At 62.9% G+C, this 21,287-nt stretch carries 17 protein-coding genes; 8 read left to right on the top strand and 9 right to left on the bottom strand.

Features of this window, described 5'->3' with window-relative positions; translation table 11 throughout:
- Positions 1 to 181: 181 nt before the first annotated feature.
- The 5 genes from VJ464_19745 to VJ464_19765 form a co-directional block, all read right to left on the bottom strand.
- Positions 182 to 475 carry a YMGG-like glycine zipper-containing protein gene (locus VJ464_19745; protein HKQ07368.1) on the bottom strand — a complete coding sequence of 98 codons (294 nt, stop codon included), beginning with the start codon at positions 473 to 475 and terminating at the stop codon, positions 182 to 184.
- 36 nt (positions 476 to 511) lie between these two features.
- Positions 512 to 1,609, bottom strand: a complete 1,098-nt coding sequence (locus tag VJ464_19750; GenBank protein ID HKQ07369.1) for an aminotransferase class I/II-fold pyridoxal phosphate-dependent enzyme — start codon at positions 1,607 to 1,609, stop codon at positions 512 to 514.
- On the bottom strand, positions 1,596 to 2,990 hold the full coding sequence (locus tag VJ464_19755) for an amino acid permease (protein HKQ07370.1): 1,395 nt from the start codon (positions 2,988 to 2,990) through the stop codon (positions 1,596 to 1,598). Before VJ464_19755 ends, VJ464_19750 begins: the two co-directional genes overlap by 14 nt.
- 76 nt (positions 2,991 to 3,066) lie before the next feature.
- Positions 3,067 to 5,286, bottom strand: a complete 2,220-nt coding sequence (locus tag VJ464_19760; protein HKQ07371.1) for a serine/threonine-protein kinase — start codon at positions 5,284 to 5,286, stop codon at positions 3,067 to 3,069.
- A gap of 37 nt (positions 5,287 to 5,323) precedes the next feature.
- Entirely contained in the window at positions 5,324 to 5,554 is a 231-nt protein-coding gene (locus VJ464_19765; protein HKQ07372.1) for a hypothetical protein, read from the bottom strand.
- Positions 5,555 to 5,611: 57 nt separating this feature from the next.
- On the opposite strand from VJ464_19765, the gene VJ464_19770 reads away from it, so the two are divergent.
- The 4 genes from VJ464_19770 to VJ464_19785 all read left to right on the top strand — a co-directional run bounded on the left by VJ464_19770 (position 5,612) and on the right by VJ464_19785 (position 8,896).
- Positions 5,612 to 6,253 (top strand): DUF5666 domain-containing protein, encoded by a 642-nt coding sequence (locus VJ464_19770; protein HKQ07373.1) that lies wholly within the window; start codon positions 5,612 to 5,614, stop codon positions 6,251 to 6,253.
- A gap of 249 nt (positions 6,254 to 6,502) precedes the next feature.
- A complete protein-coding gene (locus VJ464_19775; GenBank protein HKQ07374.1) occupies positions 6,503 to 7,123 on the top strand; it encodes a sigma-70 family RNA polymerase sigma factor in 621 nt (206 codons plus the stop codon).
- Positions 7,120 to 7,887, top strand: a complete 768-nt coding sequence (locus VJ464_19780) for a hypothetical protein (GenBank protein ID HKQ07375.1) — start codon at positions 7,120 to 7,122, stop codon at positions 7,885 to 7,887. Before VJ464_19775 ends, VJ464_19780 begins: the two co-directional genes overlap by 4 nt.
- 121 nt (positions 7,888 to 8,008) lie before the next feature.
- Positions 8,009 to 8,896 (top strand): hypothetical protein, encoded by an 888-nt coding sequence (locus tag VJ464_19785; GenBank protein ID HKQ07376.1) that lies wholly within the window; start codon positions 8,009 to 8,011, stop codon positions 8,894 to 8,896.
- A 115-nt stretch (positions 8,897 to 9,011) separates the two neighbouring features.
- Here the strand turns inward: VJ464_19785 and VJ464_19790 are convergent, their stop codons facing one another.
- The 4 genes from VJ464_19790 to VJ464_19805 all read right to left on the bottom strand — a co-directional run bounded on the left by VJ464_19790 (position 9,012) and on the right by VJ464_19805 (position 15,523).
- Positions 9,012 to 10,424, bottom strand: coding sequence for a serine hydrolase domain-containing protein (locus VJ464_19790; protein ID HKQ07377.1), 1,413 nt, complete (start codon positions 10,422 to 10,424; stop codon positions 9,012 to 9,014).
- 74 nt (positions 10,425 to 10,498) lie between these two features.
- Entirely contained in the window at positions 10,499 to 12,313 is a 1,815-nt protein-coding gene (locus tag VJ464_19795; GenBank protein ID HKQ07378.1) for a long-chain fatty acid--CoA ligase, read from the bottom strand.
- Positions 12,314 to 12,538: 225 nt separating this feature from the next.
- Positions 12,539 to 15,178 carry an ABC transporter permease gene (locus VJ464_19800; protein ID HKQ07379.1) on the bottom strand — a complete coding sequence of 880 codons (2,640 nt, stop codon included), beginning with the start codon at positions 15,176 to 15,178 and terminating at the stop codon, positions 12,539 to 12,541.
- Between the two features lie 12 nt (positions 15,179 to 15,190).
- Positions 15,191 to 15,523 (bottom strand): PadR family transcriptional regulator, encoded by a 333-nt coding sequence (locus VJ464_19805; GenBank protein HKQ07380.1) that lies wholly within the window; start codon positions 15,521 to 15,523, stop codon positions 15,191 to 15,193.
- Between the two features lie 173 nt (positions 15,524 to 15,696).
- Here VJ464_19805 and VJ464_19810 point away from each other — a divergent pair, with 173 nt between their 5' ends.
- Genes VJ464_19810 through VJ464_19825 form a run of 4 tightly spaced genes read left to right on the top strand, consistent with a single transcriptional unit; the run spans position 15,697 to position 21,213 of the window.
- Positions 15,697 to 16,389: an ABC transporter ATP-binding protein gene (locus VJ464_19810; GenBank protein HKQ07381.1), complete on the top strand. Its 693-nt coding sequence runs from the start codon at positions 15,697 to 15,699 to the stop codon at positions 16,387 to 16,389.
- A gap of 10 nt (positions 16,390 to 16,399) precedes the next feature.
- Positions 16,400 to 19,078: an ABC transporter permease gene (locus tag VJ464_19815; protein HKQ07382.1), complete on the top strand. Its 2,679-nt coding sequence runs from the start codon at positions 16,400 to 16,402 to the stop codon at positions 19,076 to 19,078.
- A complete protein-coding gene (locus VJ464_19820) occupies positions 19,078 to 20,307 on the top strand; it encodes a lipocalin-like domain-containing protein (GenBank protein HKQ07383.1) in 1,230 nt (409 codons plus the stop codon). The genes VJ464_19815 and VJ464_19820 overlap by 1 nt, the downstream gene beginning before the upstream one ends.
- 39 nt (positions 20,308 to 20,346) lie before the next feature.
- Positions 20,347 to 21,213, top strand: coding sequence for a sterol desaturase family protein (locus tag VJ464_19825; GenBank protein HKQ07384.1), 867 nt, complete (start codon positions 20,347 to 20,349; stop codon positions 21,211 to 21,213).
- The last annotated feature ends 74 nt before the right edge of the window (positions 21,214 to 21,287 follow it).

The raw sequence follows: 21,287 nt of genomic DNA on the forward strand, positions 1-21,287 counted from the left end.
AGGAGCGCGATGTTTATAGTCACCGATGCGCTTAAGATTCAAGCTCCGTCAGGAGCGCAATGTCGCCATTTCGCCCCTCCGGGGCTTCGTCATTTTCGGTGGCTGCAACTATAAACATCGCGTCCCTACGGGACTGCCTCCTGCTTCCTGCTTCCTGCCTTCTGTTTTCCCCCTCTAACGACTAGCGGCGATGACGGCGGCGGTACTGGCGTTTCTTGTGGACGTGATAAGCGGTGCCGCCGGCGGCTCCGGCGCCCGCGCCGATGGCCGCGCCTTTTTTGCCGCCGATCAATCCGCCTGCCGCTGCGCCTACTGCCGCGCCGATGCCGATGCGCTTGGCGGCTTTCTTCTTGCCGGCTTCGGGATTGCGATGCCGCCGGCGCTGCGCCGCGTCGCTGCTGATGTCAAAAGACAGCATCAACACTAGCGTCGCCAGCACCAGGCAGATTACTCTTCTCAGCTTCTTGGGGCTCATTCTGTTGTCCTCCGCTATGAAGATTATTCAGACGGTTCAGCTTCTCTTGGCCATCTCATCAAGCGCCGCGCCCAGTCGCGCCAAACCTTCCCGCAGTATATCACCGGGAATGCCGATGCCGATGCGAAAATGCTCCGGCATCTCAAAGAAGCGGCCCGGCACGATAGAGGTTTCGTACTTCTCGCGCAGCAAGGCGCACAGGTCGTCCACCTGCCCATGCCTCAAGCGCGGCGAAACGACGGTGCCGAATCGCGGGCGAAAAGATTCGAGGTCGCGGCGCGATTCGAGGAAGTGATCGAGCGCGCGCCAGTTGGCGTCGAGCAGCGCTTTGGCCCGCGCCGCAATGCGGTCAAGATGGTGCAGCGCGACGACGCTTAAGCGTTCTGCCGGGTGCGCCGGAATGCCGCCGAAGATGTCGTGCAATCGCCAGATGCGCCGCGCCAGCTCCGGCTCGGCCAGAATCCAGCCGCAGCGCAAGCCGCTTAAGCCATACGCCTTTGTCAGACTGCTGGTGGTTACGAATTCGCGCCCGAGCTGAAAGGCGTAGGGACGCGCGTCGTCAAAGATCGCTTCGAGGTAAACTTCGTCCACCAGGACGCGGGCTCCGACGCTGCGCGCCAGCTCGCCAACCTGCTTCAAAGTTTCTTCGCCGGTGAGCGCGCCGGTCGGATTATGCATGTTCGTCAGGACGATCAGCCGTGTGCGGCTGCTGACCCGACGCTCTAACTCGGCGAGGTCAACGCGAAAGCCATCCTCGCGCCGCCGCTCCAGTCGTTTGACGGTCGCGCCGAGATAACGCGGCACCGCGAGCAACGGATCATAACCGGGCTGCTCGACAATCACTTCGTCGCCGGGCTCTAGCAGTGTCGCCATCGCCAGATGATTCGCCAGCGATGTGCCGGTCGCCTGAACGACGCAGTCTGTGTCAACGCCGCACTTCTTGGCGAGCGCCTGTTGTAACGGCGCGTAGCCATAAAAACTTGGCCCGCTCAATTCCAGGTCGGCGAGCGTTACCGGCAACTCGGCGAGCGGGTAATGAATCAGGCCGCTGGTCGCCAGGTTGAAGCGCGCCGCAGCCTCTGTCTTGGCCCATTCGATGTACGGCGAAGCTTTGACTCGCTCAGTGTTGCTCATCACGTTTTCCGCGCCAGAGGAAATAGATCGGAATGCCCGCGAGCAAGATCGCCCAGCCTTTCACGCTATCGAGCGGATAGTTGACCACGACGCTTACGGCAACAAAGCATTCGGCGATGATGAAGACCAGCGTCGTCAGCGGGTGCCAGGGCACGCGGAAGCTGGCCCGCCCGTCGCGGCGGCGAAAGACAAACAGGCAGGCCGCCGATAACGCGAAGAAAATCGTGTCTACGGACATCACATAGTTGAGAATCTTCGCGTAGATTCCCGCTAGAGCCAGGATGATGACGATGGCCAGCGCGCCTTGCAAAGCGATGGCGACGACCGGCACGCGGGTTCGCGGGTCGAGCCAGGCGACGCGCTTGAAGAACAAGCCATCATCGGCCATCGCGAAGTAGACGCGCGGCGCGGTCAGCATCCCCTGGCTGAGAAAGCCGAGCGTCGAGATGGCAATGCCGGCGGCAATCAAGCTCTTGCCGCGTTCGCCGAGGATCAAGCGCATGACTTCCGAAGCCGGCGTCTTGGTCTGTGCCAACTGGTCAACGCCGAGCACGTGGACGTAGACATAATTCGCCAGCATGTAGAGGATGATAACGCCCAGCACACCGATCAACAGGCCGCGCGGCATGTTCTTGCGCGGCTCGCGCACTTCGCCGGCGATGAAGCACGACGTCTGCCAGCCGCCATAAGCGAACATCACCGGCACCAGCGCCGCGCCGAAAGCCGTCAACGTCAGCCCGTCGAGGCCCGGCGTAAAATAGCCTGCCGCCGGTCGCCATTCATCGTTATAAATCAGCTCGGTCGGCTGGGCCGGCGTCCGGGCAATGAACAGACCGCAGGCAATCAACGCCAGGATGGCGATGATCTTTAAAACCATCAAGACGCTCTGCACAGTGCTGCCGGCGCGCACGCCGAGACAGTTAATCAGCGTCAACAGCGCCAGCGCAATGACCGCAATGATGGCGCTCGCCCGGTCACTGTCGGGCAGGTTGGTGAGCTGCGCAAAGTATTTTGCGAAGGTCACGGCGACCGCGGCCATGCCGCCGGTCTGCGTCACCAGCAGCAGCGTCCAGCCATACAGGAAGGCCGGCAGCGGGTGAAAGGCTTCGCGGATGTAAGCGTACTGGCCGCCGACTTGCGGGCGGTGCGCCGCCAGCTCGGCGTAGATGAAAGCGCCGGCCAGCGCAATCACGCCGCCCATCGCCCATGCGCCCAGCACCAGCCACGGCGGATGCACCTGGCGGGCGACGACGTAAGCGTTGATGAAGATGCCGGAGCCGATGATGCCGCCCATGACGATCATCGTCGCGTCGAACAGTCCGAGCCGGCGCGCGAGCTGCGGCGCGTCGTCGTCGGCAACTGTTTGGTGGGCGGTCTTCAAGCCGGAGGGCCTCCGTTGTGGCGCAAGCTGTTAGCTTGCGCAAGTCTGGACGCAAGCTAACAGCTTGCGCCACATCTTAAGCCGAGCGCGTCGCGCCCGACGAGGTCAGCCGCTCGCGCATGCGTTGTTGCCAACGGGTGCGCGGCGCTTCTTCGGCCTCGAATTGATCGAGCATCTGGTTGAAGCGTTCGCCGCCGAGCTGGCGCACTTTCAGGTAGAGCAGCGCCGTCAACATCGAGAGCAGCGGCAGGATGAAGATTTTAATGATCGTCGGGATCAGCTCGCCCACTCGCACGCTGAGCTTGGCCCCTTCGCCCATATGGCGCTTCTGAATGCCGAAAGCGGTGGTAAACAGGAGGCCGAGCAGCACCGGCAATAGGAGGTTAATGAGGACGATGGCGATCACTGTCGGTCGGGCGCGTTTGACCAATTCCTTCGAGCGGCGCACCGCGGCCCGGCCTCGCAGATTCTCCATCACCACCACAGGGCTGACCAGCGATGAGTTGATGAAGTAAAGCACACCGGGAATGATGAACAGGCACATGCGTAGAATGGTGCCGATGATGACGCGAAAGCTCGTCGTCGTCAGACGCTTGATCCGCGACTTTAAAGCGCGCAGCGCGTGCCGCAGCTTCAAGGGCCTGAGCGGCGCGACCGCCAACTGCACGACGAACCAGATGCTGATGCCGGTAACCACCGCCGTCGAGACGAGCTCAGTAATGAACATCACGATGCCGAGAACGCCGGCGATGATGCCGCCGGCCAGTCTCGGCAGCCAGCCTGCCTTGAGGAGCAAGTCGAGGATCACAAACAGGCACGTCAGCAGCAGCACCGGCATGTAGGCGACCAGCGACAGGCGGAAGAAGACCGGGAAGTGCTCGCTGTAGAGGGCCAGAGCGCGCCGGAACAATTTGCCCGGCCCTTCGTCGCTGGCGCGCAGGGCATTGGCGAAACTCATCGCTGTCGCCGGGCGCTCGGCAGGTGACTTGGCCAGCGCGCTCATGATGACTTGCTCCGTGCGCTTGGAGACCTTCTTGCGGCGCTCGCGCAGCGGCGGCGGCTCGGCTTCCATGTGACCCCTGAGCACGTCGTTGATTTCGCCGGTAAAGGGCGGACTGCCGGCGAGCATTTGATAGGCGATGACGCCGAGGCTGTAGATGTCCGAGCGCGGGTCGAGGGCTTCGCCGCGAGTCTGTTCCGGCGACATATAAAGCGGCGTGCCGAGGATCGCGCCGACGCGCGTGATGCCGCCCGCCGAGCCGGTCGCGGCGGCAATCTCTTCAGCCGTTGGCTGCGCGCCGTTTGCCGTGGTCCTTGCCGCCACAGGTCGTGCCAACTCGCCGCTGGCGCTCGTGTGGTCGCCGGGTGGCAGCAATTGAGTGGCGCTGTTGTCGTCGAGCGATGTGGCGTTGTTCGGTAGCTCAACCATGATGAGCGTGCCGCCCTCTTCGTCTACGGTTGGCGACGTGAAGCGCCGCACTTCACCACTTGCCGGCGATTGAATCATCGTGACGGCCTCGGCGGTCGCATTCGCCGCCGGCGGCGCCATCATCTGGTCGCTTTCGGGCGCGATGTGCGTCTTCGCCTCTTCATTCAAGGGCAGCGTTTGGGTTGCGGCGGTGTCCGGCGTGATGGCTTGCGTTAGCGCCTGATCGGGCAGGAAGGTTGGCGCGCCCTGTCCGATGATGTTCGTGTCGCGCGCCGAGGCGGCAATGGTGGGCTGGTTCGCCGACTCGTCGCTCAGTGAAGGATTCGCCGCCGCGCCGGCAAGGGCCATCGGGTCGCCCTGCTTGGCCAGACCGAAATCGAGCACCTTGACGGTGTAGCCGCCGCGCCGGTTCGGCTCCAGCCAGATGTTTTCGGGTTTCAGGTCACGGTGGATGATGCCCGCCTGATGCGCTTCGTCAGCCGCCGAGCAAGTCTGTTCGAGGATGTCGACCACCCAGGCGACCGGCAGTTGGTTCTCTTCGATGAGGATGTCGGCGAGCGTGCAGCCGTCGAGGTATTCCATCACCAGATAGGCGACCTGTTCGCGGTCAACGGCGGCGAACCCGAAGTCGGTGACGTCGACGATGTTCGGATGGCGCATGCGCCCGGCGGCTTTGGCTTCGCGGCGGAAGCGCTCGACAAACTCTTCATTGCGCGTGAACTGCGGCATGATGACCTTGATGGCCACAGGCCGGTCGGTGCCGAGGTGTGTCGCCAGATAGACCGCGCCCATGCCGCCCTTGCCGAGCTGCCGTTCGATGCTGTACTTGCCATCGAGCACATGGCCGACGAGATTCGCTAGTGACATGAGAAACCTCGAAAGCGAAAGCTGGAGCAGGTCATCGTCAATAAACCTGATGAGCATACCTACACCGGCGGCGGGCGCGCAAGTTTGCATTGCGCGCCGCACCGAGCCATCCGCAAAAAAAAAAATCTAAAAAACTCTGGAACCATCCACGCGCCTCGCGGACATCACCACCGAGGACGATTCGCCAGCCAGTGGCGGCGGTGGCCGACGCGATAATCGCGTTGCCAACGCGCCCAACTCCGCCGTTCTCCCCGGCATCATATTTCATTCAACCCATTGCGCCACGCGTGTGCGCGCAAATTTAGACGATCAACAAGGAGAGTTCATGCAGAAGGGAATTTACCGAATACTTACCAGAGGGACGCTTGCTTGTGTTTGCCTCTTTAATCTCGTCATTGGCGCCGCTGTGCTGGCGCAGCATCACGAGGGGCGCGGCGGCGACCCGGCGAACCGCGCCGGCGGCAAGATCACGGCCATCAGCGGCGCTTCAATCACCGTGCAGGGCCGCAACGATCAGACCAACGTCATCAATGTCACGGCTAATACGACCTACGAACGCAACGGCCAGGCGGCGCAGCTTGCGGATTTCAAAGTCGGTGATTTCGCGTTCGCTCACGGAGCGCGCAACACCGATGGCCAGTTCGTTGCCGACCGCGTAATGGGTGGCGACCAGCCGCCGCGCGGCAGGGGGCAAGGCGAAGGCCGTTTTAACGGCGTCGGCGGGCAGTTGCAGTCGGTTGACGCGGCGGCGCACACGCTGACCGTGACGACCCGCGACGGCGCGGCGCAGACCATCTATACGACTACCAGCACCGAATTCAACCGCAATCGCCAGGCTGCGACACTGGCCGATTTCAAAGCCGGTGACTTCGTGATGGCGCGCGGCGCTCGCAACAGCGACGGCCAGTTCGTTGCCGAGCGCGTGATGGGTGGCGACCAGCCGCCGCAGCACCGCCAGCGACAGTAATCCGCCGGGGCGCGCCGTGCGTAGAGTTCGTTCCGTAGAGACAAGCAGACGCGCTTGTCAATGTGTGAGTGAACCAGCATCTTGCTGTCCTCCTCCGGGCCGACCCGCAAGGGCCGGCCCATTTTTTCGCGCGCCGCAAATATCGTCCGCCATTTGTCGCCGGGCTGTGATCTAATGAACTAATGGAACTATTGCGGCGCGCCGCGGACAACCAGGACGGGGCCGAAAGAGGGAGAAGCTGAGAATCGGATGAAAGAGGCGCTGGCAACGACCAACGACGAAACGCTGCTGCGGCTGATGATCGCCGGCGATGCCGAAGCGTTTGCCGCGCTCTACGACCGGCGGCAAGCGGGCGTCTATCGCTTCGCGCTGCGCATGAGCGGTTCGCCCGCGGTTGCCGAAGACGTGACTCAGGATGTCTTCATGGCCTTGATGCGCGATGGCAGCCTGTTTGATTCGACGCGCGGCTCGGTTGCCGCCTACCTCTACGGTATGGCGCGCAATCGTGTGCTGAAGCGGCTTGCGCGCGACCGCGCTTTCGTATCATTGACCGACGAAGCGGATGACGAGATAGCCTCAGATGCGCGCTTGATTGCCCGCGAAGACCCGCTCGCGGAGCTATCGCGCAGCGAAACGATTGTGGCGGTGCGGCAGGCCATCCTGGCGCTGCCGCCGCATTACCGCGAAGTCGTCGTGCTATGCAATATGCAAGAGATGAATTACGAGCAGGCCGCCGCCATCATCGGTTGCCCGGTCGGCACGGTGCGCTCGCGGTTGCACCGGGCGCGGGCCATGTTGATCAGCAAGCTGCGGGCGATGGGCGAGGCGGAAGAGGGTGAGCGATTGCCGACAGCGAGGTGTGCCTTATGACATGCGAAGCATTCGAGAGAGTGGTGACCGATCTGGCCTGCGAATTCCTGATCGAAGCGGCGGCGCGCAAACGCGCCCTGGCGCACGCCCGCGCCTGCTCGCGCTGCGCCGCGCGCTTACGGCATGAGCGCGCCCTGACTGCTGCGTTGAATGCCGCCGCAAGCACTGAACACGGGCAAGCATCGGCAGGCATGAAAACCGCCTTGCTCGGCGCTTTCCAACAGCAGACCGCACCCGTTCCCGTGGCTGCGCCGCCTGTCTTCATCAACTCAGCGTCGCGCCGCCCGACGCGCTGGCTGTTGGCGGCGGCGGCCGCGCTCTTGCTGTTGGCGATGCTTGTCACGCTACAGGTTTTGCACCGGCAATCGCTGGTCGAGTCATCCGCAAGTTCGCAACCGCTGATTGCCGATGCCGTGCCCGCAACCGACGTAACAAACAAGACGAATGTGCAAGTCGCGGCGACTAGCGATAAACCCAAAACCGCGACCTCGGCATCGCGCCGCCGAATGCGGCCGGTCTTTCATCACGAGATGGCTAACCGTGGCGACCGCTCGCCGGAAACGGTGACGGAATTCATCCCGTTGACCGCTCTTGACGAGGCCACAGCGATGGGCAGCGGCACGATCATGCGCGTTGAGATGCCGCGCGCTTCGCTGATCGCGATGGGGCTACCTTTGAACGCCGAGCGCGCACACGAGACCGTGAAAGCAGACATCGTTGTCGGTGACGACGGCTTAGCCCGCGCCATCCGACTGGTTTACTGAATAGTGACAAGTGACAAGAAGTGATGAGTGATGAGTGATGAGTGGAAGAGCGGCGCAGTATTACCGATACGCTCTTGTCACTTGTCACTTGTCACTTGCCACTCAAAAGAAGAGAGGCACAATGATTACGAAAAAACATCAACCGTTCGCTTTAATCCTGGTGGGCGCGCTGATGCTCTCCCTTGCCTCAAGCCTGGCTGCGCAAGAGCAGACCGGCCCGCGAAACTGGCATCACCGGTCGCAGGCGGCAAGCGAGCAACAGGCGGGAAGCGGAGAGGATCACAAGCGCGATTTCCCGCGTGGCCCGGGGTTCAACTTGCTATCGTCCGAGATGCGCTTCGGAGACAAGACCGTCACCGGCGCGCCGTTTTCGGCGCAGGTCGAGATGGAAAGCACGCGGACGCTCGCCGACGGCACCCCCGCGACTCACAAGAGCACAGGCATGTTCTATCGCGACAGCGAAGGCCGCATCCGCCACGAGATGACGGTCGGCGTCCTCGGCCCCTTCGCCTCTGCCGGCGATCCGCCGCGGATGGTCTTCATTAACGACCCCGTAGCCAACGCCCACTACGCGCTGGACGCCACCAACCGCACGGCGCACAAGATGTCGCTGCCCGCGGGCCGCCCGCCACACGACATGACGGCGCAGAGCGCGCGGCGTCAGCCGCCCTTCGACATCAAGACCGAATCACTCGGCAAGCAGGTGATCGAAGGCATCGAGGCTGAAGGGACGCGGTCGGTGATTACTATCCCAGCCGGACTGCACGGCAACGAGCAGGCGGTCGAAGTGGTTTCCGAGCGCTGGTATTCGCCGGAATTGCAGACCGTGGTGATGAGCAAGCACAGCGACCCGCGTATGGGCGAGCACGTCTATCGCCTGACCCACATCAAGCGCGAAGAGCCAGTGCGCTCGCTGTTCGAGGTGCCGGCGGATTATCAAGTTCAGGAAGGCGGCTTCGGCCCAGGTCGCGGCGGCCGTCGCGGCCCGCGCCACCCGAACGAGAATTAAGCGGAGTATAGCCTGGGAGCGCGGGCGTCTCGCCCGCTTGCTTTTGCATTTGTGATATGAGCAGACAAGATGCCTGCGCTCCCAGGCTGCGCGCGATTGATTATCGCTCTACTCCTTACTGATCCTCGGCCACTTGATACTGCTCCAGCTTCCCGTCCGGCATTTCATAGGTCCAGGCGCGCAGTGTCTTCTGCGCGAAGGCTACGGTGTAGACGCGCAGCGTCATGCCGCCGCGCAGTCCCTGGCGGGTTTGCTTGAACTCTTGCGGCGGTCCCAGTGGCCCCAGGCTACTGGCGAAGTCTTTCAGCGCCTGCTCGCTGAAGTAGAAGTTGGCGTCTTCGGTGAAGAGCGAGCGGTCTATCTTGCCTTGCTGTAACCCCTCGAAAATCTTGCGCGCCTGCTCCTGCTTCTTCGGGGTCGCGGGATCGTCCGAAGCTAGCAAGAGCGGCGCGATGCCGTGCACAATCACGCCGGCAGCGCCGGCGGCGTCCTGGTTAGTTAGCACGGCGACCGCGACGCGCTCGTCGGGGAAGACGAGATTTTCGGCGGTGAAGCCTGAGACCTCGCCATTGTGTGAGATGGCGCGGTGCCCCTCCACTCTGGCGACGCCGACGCCAAGTCCGTACTGCGTGCCCAGGCCGTTCTTGAGCCGAACTTCGGTCTCAAGCTCGTGGTAAGAAGCGGGCTGCATCACCTTTCGATCAATGATCGAGATGTCCCAGCGCGCCAAGTCCTGAGCCGTCATCGCCAGCTCGCCTGCCGCGAACAGCCAGCCGCGCCCTTCCTTTGGCGCCGGGCGCAGCGGCGCGAGGGCATAACGCATGTAGCCGGTCGGATCGCTCTCTGTAAGTTTTTCTTGATCGATGTCCGTGACGCTTCGCATGCCGAGCGGCGCAAAGACTTTTTCGCGCAGGAATTCGAGCAGCGGCTTACCGGCGGCCTTTTCGACAATCACCCCGGCGATGACGTAGTTGGTGTTACTGTACTGCCATTTCGTGCCGGGATCGAAGTCGAGCGGCTTGCGCGCCCAGCGGTCGAGAATCTGCTGCGCCGTCACCGGCTTCAGCATAAAGGGCATCACATAATCCTGCGGCCAGTAGTCCTGATAGCCGGAGGTGTGCGAGAGCAACTGGCGGATGGTGACTTCGTTGGCGCGCGTCAGGTCGGGGATAAACCGTGCAACACGGTCGTCGAGCGACAGCTTGCCCTGCTCCTGCAAGAGCAGGATGGCCGCCGCCGTGAACTGCTTGCTGATCGAGCCGATGCTGTAGCGCATCTCCGGTGTGGCCGCCGTGCGCGGCTCGGTGCGCGCATCGCCGTAGGCTTTGACGTAAACGATCCGGCCATTCTTGACCACCGCAATGGACGCGCTCGGCACGCCGCCTTTAGCCAGCGCTTCGGCGGCGAGCTTATCTATCTTCTCGCGCAACTCGGCGGAGAGCGGCGTCTGCGCGGTCGCGGTAAGATTCGCCAGTGTCAGGACCAAGACGAAGGTAAGGCTGTAAAGCAAGCCATAAGGTCGGCGCATGGAAGTCTCCTTGAGGATGATCATTATTCAGCGCGAGCCGATTCATTTTACGAGCCGTCGGCGCTGACAAGAAACTAATCGTTGCCGGTGTAGAGCGATTCGATCAGGCTGGAATACTTCTGCTCGACGACGCGGCGGCGAATCTTCAGCGTCGGCGTCAGCTCGCCGCCGTCAATCGTGAACTCGTCGGCAAGCAAAGCGATGCGCTTCACCTTTTCGTAGTCGGCCAGCTCGCGTGTCAGCCGCGTGACTTCGGCTTTGAAGAGATCAAAGACGCGGCGGTCCTCGACGAGCGTCGCCTTGTCTCTGGTTTCGATGCCCTGCGCTTTGCTCCAGGCGCGCAGCCGCTCAAAATCCGGCACCAGCAGCGCCGACACATACTTGCGTTTGTCGCCGACGATGACCGCCTGCTCGACGTATTCGCTCTGGCTGAGCAAGCCTTCGATCATCTGCGGCGCGACGTACTTGCCCGCCGAAGTCTTAATCAAATCCTTCTTGCGGTCGGTGATGAAGAGAAAGCCGTCACGGTCAATGTGACCAATATCACCGGTCTTGAACCAGCGCAGGCTCGCGTCGGCCTCGTCTGTGAAAGCGGCGGCAGTCTCTTCCGGCTTATTGAAATAGCCCTGAAAGACGTGCGGCCCGCGCGTCAGGATTTCGCCGTCTTCGGCAATCCGCACTTCGACGTCGGGCAGCACGCGACCGACCGCCCCCATGCGATTGTGACGCAAGGTATTCACGGCGATGACCGGCGCGGTCTCAGTCAAGCCATAGCCTTGCAGCACCGGCACGCCGGCGCCCGTAAAGACTAGCGCGATCTCCATAGGCAGTGCCGCGCCGCCCGACACCATGCGCCGAATGCGCCCGCCGAGCGCGGCACGAATCTTATGAAAGACCAGCCGGTCGGCGATGTCGCGTTGCAGCTCAAGCAGCGGCGGCACGCGCTCGCCGCGGCTATAAATCTCGCCCAGCCGCCGCGCTATGGCGAGCGACCAGTCGAAGAAACGCTTGCTCAATCCGCCTTTGTCCGAAGCGCTCTTCTGCATGCGCGCATAAACTTTTTCGAGCAGGCGCGGCACCGTCGACATCAACGTCGGGTGGACATCGAGCATGTCGTTGGCCACGGTTTCGATGCCGCCGGCGTAATTGATCTGCACGCCGCGGTGCAGGCAGAGGTACAAAACCATGCGCTCGAAGATGTGCGACATCGGCAGGAACGACAGCATCGTGCCGCCGGCTTCGATCTCCAGAAACTTGCCGGCGGCGTAGGCGTTAAAGGCGATGTTGTCATGCGTCAGCATGGCGCCTTTCGGCTCGCCGGTCGTTCCCGAAGTGTAGATGATCGAAGCGAGGTCTGACGACTGCACGTCAGAGGCGATCACGTCGTAAAGCTCCGTTCGTTCGGCGGCGATTGCTGCGCCGCGCGCTTCGATAGCCGAGAACGGAATGCTGCCTTCGCCATTGGCGTTCGCCTGAAACGGCGCGATACGCAGGTCGGGAAAGTGTTTGAGAACGGCTTCGACGCGCTTCATCTGCCGCGCCGTCGAAATGAAGAGCAGCTTGGGCGCTGACTCTTTCAAAATATATTCGACCTGATGCGGCGGCTGCGTCGGATAGATGGGCACGTTTACCGCGCCGTTTGAGAGGATGGCGTAATCACTGATGCTCCACATTGGGCCGCTTTCGGCAAGGATGGCGACGCGGTCGCCTTTGCGTATGCCAAGGTCGTAGAGGCCGAGCGCGACGTGGCGCACGCGGTCGAGCAACACCTGACCGCTAAGACCTGTCCACTGCTTGTCTTGCTTGTAACGGATGACCTCTGCGGCAGGGCGCGCAGTAGTAGCGCCTTTGAGCAGATCAACCAGCGTCCTGGGCCGTGAGTCAGTCATGTAGTTCGCTCGGGTGATTGATTTGACGACCTGAAAAGCGCGCCTATTGTAATGCGCCATCGCGGAATTGTAAATCGGGAGTCAGGAGGCAGGAAGCAGGAAGCTGGAGGCAGGAGGCAGTCAGGACATCCGTACAAATGCAGAAGGCAGCAGGCCATGATGCGAAGATCACATGCCTTGCTGCCTTCACGGCTTTATTCCTGCCTCCTGCTTCCTGCCTCCTGCTTACTCGTAGCGGAGCGCGGCCATCGGATCGATGCGTGTGGCGCGGCGCGCCGGCAGGTAGCTGGCCGTCAGGGCGACGGCGATCAGGATGACGCAGATCGAAGCGAAGGTTAGCGGGTCGGTGGCGCTGACGCCGAAAAGCAGGCTCGACATGAAGCGGGTCAATGCCAGCGCGGCGGCCAGTCCAATGGCAACGCCGATCAGGGCAAGCTGAATGGCCTGGCTCAAGACGAGCTTCAAGACGTCGGCGCGGCTTGCCCCTAAAGCGACGCGGATGCCGATCTCATGGCGGCGCTGCGCGACCAGATAGGCGATCACGCCATACAAGCCGATGGCCGCTAGCAGCAATGCCAGCGCCGCGAACATGCCGAGTAAGGTGACGGCGAATCGCTTCGTTTCGAGCGAACGCGCCAGCCGCTCGTCCATCGTCTTGATGTCGTAGACCGGCAGATTCGCATCCACCGCTTGCACCTGCTCGCGGATAGTTTGCGCCAAGCGGTGCGGGTCATCCGTAGTCCGAACGACAAGCGCCGAAGAGCTCACCACGGACCACGGGAAGTAGATCGTGCCTTCAGGCTCTTGGATCAGGTCTTTCGGGCGTACCGTGCCGACGACGCCGACAATCCTCGCCCACGGCCCCTTGCTGCCCCAGCCGAGGCTCGCGCCAATCGGGTCGCGGTCCGGCCAGAAACGCTTCGCCAGGGCTTCATCAATGACGACCGCGGAGCCGTCGCCTATGGGGCCGTCAACGCGCATATCCGACGATTCGAGCAGCCGCCCCTTGACCAGCGGTATGCCCATCGCACGGAAATAATCCCAGGTGACGTAGAGGTATTCGGCATGTGGCGGCGGCGCGTCCGGGCCTGCCTGCCGATCACGGATTGAAAACATGGAATTGTCGCCGCCCATAAACGGCGGCTGGAAGGCGACTGCCGCATGCTCGACGCCCGGCGTCGCCGCGACGCGTTCAAGCACCGCATCCATGAAGCGTGCGACCTGCGGCGAGTCGCTGTACTGCGTGCGCGGCAGCGCCCAGCGCAGCGTCAGGACGTGATGCGGCTCGAAGCCCGGACTGACGTCGAGCAGCCTGGCGAAGCTGCGCAGCAACAAGCCAGCGCCGATCAACAGGACAACTGCCAGCGAGACTTCGGCGACCACGAGGGCGCGGCGCAAGCGGTGGCGCGAAGGGCTGGCGGTGTCCGAGCGGCCCGATTCTTTGAGCGAGCTGACGAGGTCTGTCTTCGATGCAACCAGCGCCGGCACTAGGCCGAAGATGATGCCCGAAAGTAACGAGACGGCTACCGTGAAGCCCAGCACTCTGGCGTCCAGGCGCGCTTCGCTGACGCGTGGCAGGTCAGCCGGCGCCAGGGCGATCAATGCGCGCAAGCCCCAGGCGGCAAACAGCACGCCGAGCGCGCCGCCGCCGACCCCCAGCAGCACGCTTTCGGTGAGCAGTTGTCTTAGAATGCGGCGGCGTCCGGCACCTAGCGCCGAGCGGATGGCCATCTCGCGGGAGCGCACGCTCGCCCGCGCCAGCAGCAGGTTGGCGATGTTCGCGCAGGAGATCAACAACACGATCATCACCGCGCCTAGCAGAAGGTAGAGCGGGCGGCGCACGTCGCCAACCTGCTCGTCGTCGAGGGGCCGCACTTCGATGTTGAAATCATCGAGTTTCATGCCCTTGGCGTCCTGCGCCAGGGCGCTCATCGCCGCCTGCGCCTGTGACAGCGTGACGCCCGGCTTCAGCCGCGCGAGCATCGAATAAGCCAGGCTCGAACGGCGCTCCTCTGAAAGCTCTCGCGGCGAGAACGCCATCGGAATCCAGAGGTCGGTGTACGGATAAAGCTCCGCGAAGCTCGGCGGCAGCACGCCGATGATCTGATAGCCTTCGCCGTCGAGTTGCAGCGTCCGACCGATGGCCGCGGCGTCGGCGTTGAACAGGCGCTTCCACAGGCTGTGACTGAGCAGCGCGACATGCTGATTGCCGAAGCGGTCTTCTTCATCGCTGAACGCGCGCCCGACGAGCGGTGCGACGCCGAGCATCGGGAAGAGGCTCGCGGTGGCGCGCCCGGCCTGCAATCGCAAAGGCGCGTCAACGCCCGTGAGGTTAAAGTTCCTCTGGGTGAGCGCCGCCGTCGCCTCGAAGACGTCAGTCTTGCTGCTGTAGTCGAGGTAGTGCAGCGCCGACACAGAGGTGCGCGGCAGATTGAGCCGGGGCAGTTGATTATGAATCACCACGACGCGCTCAGGCTCGCTGATCGGCAGGCGGCGAATCAAGACGGCGTTAACGACGCTGAAGATAGCTGTGGTTGCGCCGATGCCCAGGCTCAAGGTCAGCACGGCGATCAGGCTAAAGCCGGGCTGCTTGCGTAACACGCGAGCGGCGAAGCGCAAATCCTGCAACAGAGTTTCCAGATAATGACCCACACGCACCTCCCGCACGCTCTCTTTGACCTGCTCGATGCCGCCGATTTCGATTAAGGCTTGCCGGCGGGCCGCTGCCGCTTCCATCCCCTGAGCGAGCTTTGCCTCGATCAGCAAATCGAGATAGGCAGTGACTTCTTCGCTTAGCTCATGCTCAACCCGTTCCTTGCGAAACAGGTTGCGGCAGAAACTCGTCAGGCGCGGCCATAGCGACATTTCGTTGCCCCTTTACGTGGCTTTCAAGGCGGCGCTGATCGCCACCGAGATCAACTGCCACTCGCGCGTCTCGGCCTCCAACTGGCGGCGTCCGGCGGCGGTCAGGCGATAGAACTTCGCTCGCCGCCGGTTCTCGGATTCGCCCCACGATGCTTTCAGCCAGCCGGCCTCTTCCAAGCGGTGCAGGGCGGGGAAGAGCGAGCCGGGCTTGACCTGAAACGTTCCGCGCGTGATCTGTTCGATGCGCTGCGAGACCCCCAGCCCGTGCAGCGGCCCCAGCGCCAGCGCCTTCAGCACCAGCAGGTCGAGCGTGCCTTGCAAAAGATCTTTCTTGTAATCCGTCATCGTCCGCCTCCTATAGACAGCCTGTAGGTTACGCCGGCTCGTATAGAATGTCAATAGGAGGCGGCCGGCCAGGCAAGCGCCGGGGTTGCCGAGAAGCGCCGTCTTGCCTGGGCGGCGTGGCGAGGTAATACTCTCTGGTTGACGCTTCCATCTTCATCCTGGGAGAGGCTGCCTTGCCGCTTCTGCTGGTTGCTCAGGTCGAGAAAGTTTATGCCGGTGGGCGCGGCGGTGTGGCGGCGCTGCGCGGCGTCAGCTTTGCGGCGGAGGCCGGTGAGTTCATTGCGCTGATGGGGCCGTCGGGCTGCGGCAAATCATCGCTGCTGCATATCGTCGGCGGCATGGATCGTGCCTCTAGCGGGCGCGTGACGCTTGCCGATATATCATTCGCCTCGCTTAGCGAAGAAGACCTGGCACGGCTGCGGCGGCGGCGCATCGGTTTCATCTTCCAATTCTTCAACCTGCTGCCGACGCTCACTGTGGCAGAGAATGTCGCGCTGCCGCTGTTGCTCGATGGCGCGCCGGAACGCGAGACCGACAATCGCACGCGGGATTTGCTCACGCGCGTCGGCCTTACGGACCGCGCCGATCATTATCCGGCTGAACTGTCGGGCGGCGAGATGCAACGCTGTGCGGTCGCCCGCGCCATCATCACACGGCCTCAACTCCTGCTTGCCGACGAGCCGACCGGCAACCTCGATTCCGAAAACGGTCATCAGGTCATGCAACTGCTCGCCGAGCTGAACCGTGAAACCGGCGTCACGATTATCCTGGCCACACACGCGAGCGAATCGGCTGACTATGCGCGCCGCATCATCCGCATGCGTGACGGCTTGATCGCAAGCGACACCGCCGAGCCGCGCGCCTGAAGTCATCACGATGAAGGCTTACGTCATCCTTTTTCGTCAATTCATCCTGCGCGCACTGCTGCGCCAGAAGCTCCGCACCTTGATCACGGCGCTCGGCGTGGCGCTCGGCGTCGGCGTCACCGTAGCGATCCGGCTGGCGAATGCGAGCGCCCTGGAATCTTTTCGCACCGCGACGGAATCGATAGCCGGGCAGACCTCGATTCAGATCACCGGCGCCGCCGGTCGCTTCGATGAGCTACGGCTCGGCGACCTCGGCTGGCTGCGCGATTATGGCGATATCAGCCCGGTCATCACCGGCTACGCGATGACCGATCCGCGGATGCGCGCCGATAGCCCGCCCGCCGCGCCTTCTTCATCTGTAAGCAATGCCACAAAGCCGCTGCCGCGCTATGGCGAGTTTCTCGAAGTCCTCGGCGTAGACGTGCTGCGCGAGCGGCCATTCCGCGAATACCGATTGATCCGCACAGGCGAGGGCGAAGCGCAGCCGAACGCCCGCGATTTTCTGCTGCTGCTCGCCGACCCTTCGTCCATCGTCGTTACTGAAACCTTTGCCGCGCGGCATCGCCTCAATATCGGCGACCGGCTGGCGCTGACGATGGGCGAAGCGCGCCGCGAATATGTCGTGCGCGGGCTGCTCGCGAACGAGGGCCCGGCGCGCGCCATGCAGGGCAACTTCGTTTTGATGGACATCGCCGCCGCGCAGTGGGCGTTCAACCGCCTCGGCTTGCTCGACCGCGTTGACGTGAAGCTCAAACGCGACATCCCGCGCGAGCGCGCCGAAGCGGAAATCAGCAGCCGGTTGCCCGCCTCACTCGTCGTGCGCCGTCCCGAAGCCGGCGCCAGCGAAGTAGAGAAGATGATCGCGGCGTTTCACTTCAACCTCAACGCGCTTGGCTCGATTGCGCTGGTCGTCGGACTATTCCTGATCTACAACACGATATCGATTTCCGTCATCACGCGGCGCGACGAGATCGGCACACTGCGCGCCCTCGGCACCACGCGGCGGACGACGCTGCTGCTCTTTCTGGGCGAAGCGATCTTGCTGGCGCTCGCCGGCACGATTGTTGGCCTCGTGCTTGGCCGCTTGATGGCGGCGGCGGCAGTCAAAGCGACGGCGACGACCGTAGAGATATTTTTCATCGCCACCGCCGCCACCCGCGCCGCCGCGCAGCATGCCCTGAGCCTGAGCGAAATCGCGATTGCTTTTGCCGTCGCGTTGCCGCTATCGCTGCTTGCCGCCGCGGTGCCGGCGCTCGAAGCGGCGCGGGTTCGCCCCATCGAAGCCATGCGCGGCGCGGAACGCTTGGAAAAGACCTTCAAGCCATCGCGCAAGTTTCTTGTGGCGTCGCTTACATTGCTGCTCGCCGGCTACCTGCTGACCCTGCCGGGGCCTGTCGGCGGCATCCCTGTCTTCGCTGACACGGCGGCGTTAGTTTTGATGTTCGGCGGCGCGGCGCTCGCGCCAAATGCCCTGTGGCTGGCCTGTCAGATGGCCAGCCGGCTCATTGCGCGTTGGTTCAGCTTTGTGCGTGTCGAGGCGAAGCTCGCCGCCGCCAATCTGCGCAACGCCATTCCGCGACTATCGATTTCCGTCGCGGCGCTGGCCGTCGCGCTGGCGATGATGACGGCGATTTCGGTCATGGTCGGCAGCTTTCGCGAGACCGTCGCTTACTGGGTAGACCAGACGCTTGTGGCCGATGTTTACGCCCGCCCGTTGACGCAGAGCGCCACAAACTTCGCGGGCGAGATTGACGCGCAGGCCATCGCGCTGGTTAAGAAGGACCCGGCGGTCATCACGGCTTATGCTTCGGCGTCGCAGCCGGCCACTTATCAAGGCGAAGCCATCGTCGTCAGCGGCGGCGATTTCACCGCGCTCGCAGGGCCTTGGCGCTTGCTCTTCAAGTCGCCGGCAGACGGGCGCGCGGCGGCGCTCACGGCCATCGGCACGGATCGCATTATCGTCAACGAGAGCTTCTCGCTGCGCTACCACAAGCGCGTCGGCGATGTGATTGAGCTGCCGACCGCCGCCGGGCCGCAGCCCTTCGAGATCGTCGCCATCTATTTCGACTACGCCAACAGCCGCGGCGTCTGCTTGATGGACGCGACCGCTTATGCGCGCCATTATCCCTACGCCCGGCCCAACAGCCTGGCGGTTTACTTGAAGCCAGAGGCCGACGCCGACGAAGTCACGGCGCGGCTCGCAGAGAATGTCGGCGGGCGCTATCAGTTGTTGTTTACGACCAACCGCGTCATCCGCCGCGAAGTGATGCGCATCTTCGATTCGACCTTTGCCATCACCTACGCGCTCGAAGCGATTGCCCTCATCGTCGCCGCGCTCGGTGTCATCTCGACGCTGATTACCTTGATCCTCGAACGGCGCGGCGAGATCAGCGTGCTGGGATTTCTGGGCGCGACGCGCCGCCAGATTCGCCGCATGGTGGTGATTGAAAGTTTGTTGATCGGCGGCGTCAGCCAGGGCATCGGCCTTCTCATCGGGCTGATGCTGTCGCTGGTGCTGATCTACGTCATCAACGTGCAATCGTTTGGCTGGACGATTCAATTCCATCTGCCGGTCGGATTCCTGGCGCAGTCAACGTTGCTGATGTTGCTGGTCACGGCACTGGCCGGCCTCTACCCGGCCGCCCGTGCCGCGCGCGTCGAAGCCGTGCGCTTCGCAAGAGAAGAGTAATGGGCAGAAGTCAGAAGTCAGAAGTCAGAAGTCAGGAGTCGGGAGCCGGCGGCCATGCCAAGCGGCGTGTGTGGTGGGCGGTGGCCGGTGGCTGCTCGCTCTTCATCATGCTATTGCTCAGGCCCCTGGCCTTCGGCCTTCTCCCGGAAGGCGAACAGGAGCCGGGACCTCAGGGGGTAAGTAAAGGCGAATGGCGCGAGGCCGAAGCGGGCTACCGCTACGAGTTCCCGCGCGATCACGCGGCGCACCCGGACTATGGCCTGGAGTGGTGGTATTACACGGGCAACTTGCGGGCGGGCAATGGGCGGCGCTTCGGTTATCAGTTGACCTTCTTTCGCGTTGGCGTGACTCGCCATCCCGTAAATCCGTCGCGCTGGGCGGTGCGCGATCTGTACATGACACACTTCGCGATCTCGGACATTGATCGGCGGCAGTTTCATTCATTCGACCGCATCAACCGCGCAGGGCCGGGTTGGGCTGGCGCGGCCACCGATGCGTATCGCGTCTGGAACGAAGACTGGTCAGCACAACTTGAAAGCGGCGCTCACCACTTGAGCGCGAGTGATGGCGATTACAAGATCGATCTGCGGCTCACAACGGCGCGGCCCGAAGTGATTCACGGCGAGGACGGCATCAGTCAGAAGGGGCCGTCCGCCGGCAACGCTTCGCATTATTACTCGCTGACCCGGTTAGCGACGACGGGGCAGATGACGGTTGGCGGCGAAGCCTTCGAGGTCGAGGGCTTGAGCTGGATGGATCACGAATTCGGCACCAGCTTTCTCGAAGCCGAAGCCACCGGCTGGGACTGGTTCTCGATTCAACTCGACGATGGCCGCGAGCTAATGCTGTTCGAGATTCGCCGCCGCGACGGCCAGATTGATCCGCGCTCAAGCGGCACCCTGATTGATCGTGACGGGCGCACGACACATCTGCGCTTCGGGGAATTCACGCTGGCTGCAAGTGACGTGTGGCGTTCACCAGCCAGTCAGGCGGAATACCCGACGGCGTGGACGATTGAGCTGCCGCGCTTTCAATTGCATCTTGAAACGCGCGCCGCCTTTGCCGAGCAGGAATTGCGCACCACCGAAAGCACAGGCGTGACCTATTGGGAAGGCAGCATTAACATCATTGGCACGGCGGACGGCCAGCCGGTTACAGGGCGCGGCTACCTTGAGATGACCGGCTATGCCGGCCAGAATATGGGCGCTATTCTTAAGGGCGACAGATGAACGGGGCAAGGGGCAGAGAAAAAGGAGCAGAGGAGGAATATGCTAAAAAAGATTCTGGCCTTCGCTGCCGCGCCGCTCGCCGCCATCGGATTCGGGGTGTTGCTGCTTGCCGAAATGCGCCGCCCGTTGCGCCGGGCGACATCGAATAAATCGCAGCGCGTGCCGCGCAACCTGGCGCTCGGCGCGGTGACGGCGCTGGGGGTCAACCTGTTATTCGTGCCGTTCGTTGCGGTCGTTGCGCAGTTTGTTCAGGAGCGAAAACTCGGCCTGCTCAACTTACTGCCATTGCCCCGGCCTGCACGTTTCGTCATCGCGCTGGTGCTGATGGATTACACGTTCTACTGGTGGCATCGCTGGCTGCATAAGAGCGATTTCTTGTGGCGCTTTCATGTCGTGCATCACGCCGACCTTGACATGGATGTTTCAACGGCGGCGCGCTTTCATTTCGGCGAGTACGTGCTGTCTACACCTTATCGCGCGGCGCAGATTCTAGTGATCGGCACCAGTCCTGTCGCGGCTGCCGTCTTTGAGCTGACCTTCATGCTGGCCGCCGAGTTTCATCACAGCAACCTGCGCCTGCCGCTGGCGGCGGAGCGGCGATTGGTCAGGTGGATCGTTACGCCGCGCATGCATGGCATTCATCACTCGATCATCGCCGCCGAAAGCAATGCGAACTACGCGACGGTTTTGACGCTGTGGGACAGGCTACACCGAACCCTGCGGCTCGGCGTGCCGCAGGACGAAGTGACCATCGGCCTGGCCGCCTATCGCGACGATAGCCAATTGACCGTAGGCCGTCTGCTCCTCATGCCTTTCGCGCCGCAGCCCGATGCCTGGCAACTCGCCGATGGCACGCGGCCCGTGCGCGGCGCGCGGCCTGAGCCTGACCAGGTGTTGCCCGCCTGACCTGGGCCTGCCGGCATCGGGCATTGACACGCTTTCGCACATATGATGAGATTGGCCTGTCCGTAAACGTCTCT

The sequence above is a fragment of the Blastocatellia bacterium genome (assembly GCA_035275065.1).
Taxonomy (GTDB): Bacteria; Acidobacteriota; Blastocatellia; order UBA7656; family UBA7656; genus DATENM01.

Coding starts and splice junctions, on each gene's coding strand:
- VJ464_19745 (HKQ07368.1), bottom strand. CDS start 475: ATGAGCCCCAAGAAGCTGAGAAGAGTAATCTGCCTGGTGCTGGCGACG.
- VJ464_19750 (HKQ07369.1), bottom strand. CDS start 1,609: ATGAGCAACACTGAGCGAGTCAAAGCTTCGCCGTACATCGAATGGGCC.
- VJ464_19760 (HKQ07371.1), bottom strand. CDS start 5,286: ATGTCACTAGCGAATCTCGTCGGCCATGTGCTCGATGGCAAGTACAGC.
- VJ464_19765 (HKQ07372.1), bottom strand. CDS start 5,554: ATGAAATATGATGCCGGGGAGAACGGCGGAGTTGGGCGCGTTGGCAAC.
- VJ464_19770 (HKQ07373.1), top strand. CDS start 5,612: ATGCAGAAGGGAATTTACCGAATACTTACCAGAGGGACGCTTGCTTGT.
- VJ464_19775 (HKQ07374.1), top strand. CDS start 6,503: ATGAAAGAGGCGCTGGCAACGACCAACGACGAAACGCTGCTGCGGCTG.
- VJ464_19780 (HKQ07375.1), top strand. CDS start 7,120: ATGACATGCGAAGCATTCGAGAGAGTGGTGACCGATCTGGCCTGCGAA.
- VJ464_19785 (HKQ07376.1), top strand. CDS start 8,009: ATGATTACGAAAAAACATCAACCGTTCGCTTTAATCCTGGTGGGCGCG.
- VJ464_19790 (HKQ07377.1), bottom strand. CDS start 10,424: ATGCGCCGACCTTATGGCTTGCTTTACAGCCTTACCTTCGTCTTGGTC.
- VJ464_19795 (HKQ07378.1), bottom strand. CDS start 12,313: ATGACTGACTCACGGCCCAGGACGCTGGTTGATCTGCTCAAAGGCGCT.
- VJ464_19800 (HKQ07379.1), bottom strand. CDS start 15,178: ATGTCGCTATGGCCGCGCCTGACGAGTTTCTGCCGCAACCTGTTTCGC.
- VJ464_19805 (HKQ07380.1), bottom strand. CDS start 15,523: ATGACGGATTACAAGAAAGATCTTTTGCAAGGCACGCTCGACCTGCTG.
- VJ464_19815 (HKQ07382.1), top strand. CDS start 16,400: ATGAAGGCTTACGTCATCCTTTTTCGTCAATTCATCCTGCGCGCACTG.
- VJ464_19820 (HKQ07383.1), top strand. CDS start 19,078: ATGGGCAGAAGTCAGAAGTCAGAAGTCAGAAGTCAGGAGTCGGGAGCC.
- VJ464_19825 (HKQ07384.1), top strand. CDS start 20,347: ATGCTAAAAAAGATTCTGGCCTTCGCTGCCGCGCCGCTCGCCGCCATC.